The organism is Endozoicomonas sp. ONNA1 (genome assembly GCF_024606325.1).
In the GTDB taxonomy this organism is placed as follows: Bacteria; Pseudomonadota; Gammaproteobacteria; order Pseudomonadales; family Endozoicomonadaceae; genus Endozoicomonas_A.
The window spans coordinates 1-4174 of the sequence record NZ_JAHHPN010000539.1; the positions used below are offsets into that span (position 1 = coordinate 1).

The following is a 4174-nucleotide window of genomic DNA, read 5'->3' on the forward strand; positions in this document are numbered from 1 at the left end:
AGTCGATCTCGGTACCGCGCCCCATAGTTCGGGCAATACGGGACAGGTTGACTGACCCCAAGAGGATGATGGCTTTAGTCCTCAATAGGGTAAAGTCAATAGTTTGCGTTCCAGCCTTTTCATGGACGCTGCCCAGCGTGCAACCATCGGTTTTTAAAAGAAGTTTTTAAAAGAAAAACACTCTTATTTTCTTAATCTATCCTTCCTCTCTGTAAACATGAACGCAAGTATAGAACGATTAAACACTCTCTCTTTATAGCACTGCTGATATTGCTGCTACTAACGTGTTACTTCGTCTGCCAGGCTCACCCATTAACAAGCCGATTTGTTGTCGAGCTTGACCAGAAAACAGGTTCTCCAAACCAGAGCTTTTCTATAAAGCCTGACCAACATAAATTGCCCTGTAACCCGCCAGATGTTGTCGACACAGACGGCTATTCAAAATCAGCCTCGCTGCCTGAAAATAAGCGACATAAACTTTACAGTTACGGGGTAAAAACAACCATTATCGTATCGATTTCATGGCAGTTGCTTTTCGCCACCCACCTGCTGGTGGGTCACAAACTAATCTTGACTGCCAAAGATACCCCTCTATGCCCCTCCTCCTATTCGTGGCTACTTGTAGAAATGGTTGTCATAGTCGGCTGGCTCTTAAAAAACTATTGGCCCCCGGATTCACCGCTCTTTAATCTGATTGAAGAACAAGTGACAACACCTATTCTGACAAAGTGGGATCATGCGGCCATCACCATCATGTTAAACTCTGCAGCTAACCAACAGTCGCAACAGCCATCAGAATCATCGGGGCTTCAGGCCCCAAAGACAACCCCCTCCCTTATAAGCTCTTTCACTGGCCAACTGTATTCTGACTCTGGCGACGGTAACGAAGGCCCTCAACAACAGTCACATACTTTGGGTTTAAATTGTTTCGTCTTTCCATGCAACGGGGTTTGTAGTTTCAGACCGTCACCCGACAGCATAGAGCTCGCTGAATGGTCACTGAATTCCTTAGAAAGCTCATGCCCCCATCTCGCGTATGGACAATGTCTTCGTTGCATTGCTAATTTCGACCCTTCAGACACTGAAGATTCTCAACAAATGCCTTTCGATATGTTGGATTATCTCTTTGGTATGGAACGCCAGTCTGCTTTTGGCGAATTATTTGAGTCACAGTCGCATGGCATTGATGACAACCCGGCCAATCGCCGCAACGCTGTATGCGGAACGGCCTCAGACGGGGTCGCCTCAGACGGGGTCGCCTCAGACGGGGTTGCCTCAGACTCAATGAGTACAGAGACAACCTGTTCAACTGCACCTACCGGGCAACTAATCTGCGACACAACAGTGATCGGCAAGAATGGCCAGCCGCAACGATCCGGAACCGTCTGCGAGAATGCCACAGTCCTGGCGTTTCACAAAATGCCTGCCCACGGCGGGCAAAAAACCTGTGACATGATAGTGATCGGAAAGGATGGTCAACCTCGGCCATGCGGAGCAGTCTTCATAAGTACCAGAACCCTGTCGGTTCACAAAAGAAACATTCACTCAGGGCAAAAAGTCTGTGATGTAACAGTGGTCGGGGATGATGGCAAGCCGCGGCCATGCGGTAAGGTCTTTAAGGGCTCACAGGCCATATCGGATCACAAAAGAAGAAGCCACACCGGGCCACAAGCCTGTGACATGATTGTGGTCGGGGAGGATCACCAGCGGCGGCCATGCGGGATGATCTGCAAGAATATTCGAGCCCTGTCGGATCACAAAAGAAGACATCGAAAACGCAAGCTTTTGGATGAGAGGCGAAAGGATAACCCGAATCCTTAACGTAAAGTGAATAGATATAGATGCAACCTTTTGAAGGGACTTTGCCCGGATGCCCCTATTTGTGTTTTGACAGAAAAACATACTTATTTTCTTGGTCTATCCTTCCTTTCTGTCAACCATAAAACAAGGAAAGAATTATTAAACACTCACTCTTTGCGATACTGATAATGTTGCTGCTATCTTCGCTGTCTGTCGCTTGTCGGGCTCAAACGTTGACTGAACGTTATGTTGTCGAGTTTGAAAAGAATGGTGTTTCTCCAAACCAGAGATTTTTTAGAAAGCGTGAACGACATATACTGTCGGACAACCCGTCAGACATTATCGACACAAACGGCTATACAGGATCCGTTTCGGTTTCTGATACCAAACGACAGAAACCTTACGGTTACACATTAAAAACGACTATTATTAAATCAATTTCGTGGCAATGGCTTTACGCCACTCAACTATTGGTTGGTTTCGAACTGACCCTGACCATCAGAGACAGCCACCTGAATTCCGGCCCTTATTCATGGATACCTGCAGAAGTTGTGGTCGCTGTCGGCTGGCTTCTAAAAAGCTATTGGAGCTTCTATTTTCCGCTTTTAAACCCGATCGAACAACAAGAGGCATCTATAACGACACAAGGGAAGCAACTGTTTGCGGCGATCACTATGGTGTTGGGCTCTGGGCATAACCAAACACCATACCAGTCATCAAAATCTTCGGAGCAGCAAGCCCAACAAGCCCCTTCCCACCTCACAGGCTCTTTCATTAGTCTCCTGGATTCTGACGCTGGCGATGGTGACAGAGGCTCTCAACAACACAAACATACTTTGGGTTTAAATTGTTTCGTCCACCCCTGTAATGGTGTTTGCAATTTACGACAATCGTCTGATAGAAAAAGAGATACTGAGTCCCTATTCGAGCAGTCCGATACACTGATAGCGACTTCAGGAACAAAGACAGAAATAGAAACCACCCAACCGGGAGCAATACCCATACAAAGCTCATGCACCGATTTAAAGAATGAAAACTGCCTAAGCTGCATAAGCCATTTTGAGCCTGACAAAGCTACACATTCCCCAGACATTTCACTTTTCGAACCATCGAATGAACTGCAATTCTCATTCAGGTCAGACCCGCTATTTGAACCAAAGTCGTGCACCATTAATGACGACCCAGGCAAGGGCGGCATATATAGAGACGGGGTCGCCTTAGACGGGGTCGCCTTAGACGGGGTCGCCTTAGACGGGGTCGGCTCAAACCCATTAAGTACAGAGGCCGCCAACATAACTGACACTGTCTGGCCACTTAATGAGGATGAGCCAATGTCTGGGAACTGGCCTTCCATCGCTAATGATTTTGCGGATATTAGTGGGTCACTCGATTCGCGCTGTCTTCTCGAAAAAGCCGCTTTTATCCTCTCACTTAACCATTCAGAAACACAACACACAACCACTCAATCATCTCTATCGAGTCAGAGCCAACCATCGCTTTCCCTGACAGCCGCAATGCAGGTCTCAAACAACAGTGGGCAACTAACCTGTGACTATACAGTGGTCGGAGAGCATGGCCAGCCACAACTTTGCGAAAAGGTCTGCAAGAGTGCCAAAGCCCTGTCGGATGACAAAAGCAGAGTCCACACCACACCAAAAACCTGTGACTTAAAAGTGCCCGGGGAGAATGGCCAGCCGCGGCCATGCGGGATGGTCTTCAAGAATGCTCAACTTCTTTCAAATCACAAAAGAAAAGATCACACCGGGCCAAGAATCTGTGATGTGATAGTGATCGGAAAGGATGGTCACCCGCAGCGATGCGGGGCGGTCTGTAAGAATGTTTCAGCTCTGTCGTCTCACAAAAGCGGACGCCATACAGGGCAACGAACCTGTAACATGATCGTGGTCGGTGAGGATGGCATAGCGCAGCCATGCGGGAGGATTTACAAGAATGCTCAGCTTCTGTCGGCTCACAAGGGCGGATACCACACTGGGAAAAAAACCTGCAACCTGACAGTGGTCGGTGAAGATGACCAACAACGACCATGCGGGACGGTCTGCAAGAATGCTCAATCTCTGTCAGCTCATAAAACACAAATCCACACCGGACCAAAAATCTGTGACGTGACCATAGTCGGGGAGAATGGCCATCAGAGGTCATGTGGGAAGTTCTGTGAGAATCTCAGAGTCCTGGTGAATCACAAAAGAACACATCGAAAACGCAAGCCTGACGATGTCGACCAGAATCGTGCACTTCGATTTCTAAAGAATAAAAAGAACAAGTAAAACCCGCCCTTTCATGAGGCTTTGTCTGGTAATTCCTCTAGCAGCCTGTCGGACTTAAGGCTGTCCTACTGCGGTTGCAATAAATTGGT

At 47.8% G+C, this 4174-nt stretch carries 2 protein-coding genes; both read left to right on the forward strand.

From position 1 onward, the window contains the following. Positions 1 to 270: 270 nt before the first annotated feature. On the forward strand, positions 271 to 1821 hold the full coding sequence (locus KDK19_RS12425; protein ID WP_257281462.1) for a hypothetical protein: 1551 nt from the start codon (positions 271 to 273) through the stop codon (positions 1819 to 1821). 212 nt (positions 1822 to 2033) lie between these two features. After that, entirely contained in the window at positions 2034 to 4085 is a 2052-nt protein-coding gene (locus KDK19_RS12430; RefSeq protein ID WP_257292084.1) for a hypothetical protein, read from the forward strand. Positions 4086 to 4174: the final 89 nt, after the last annotated feature.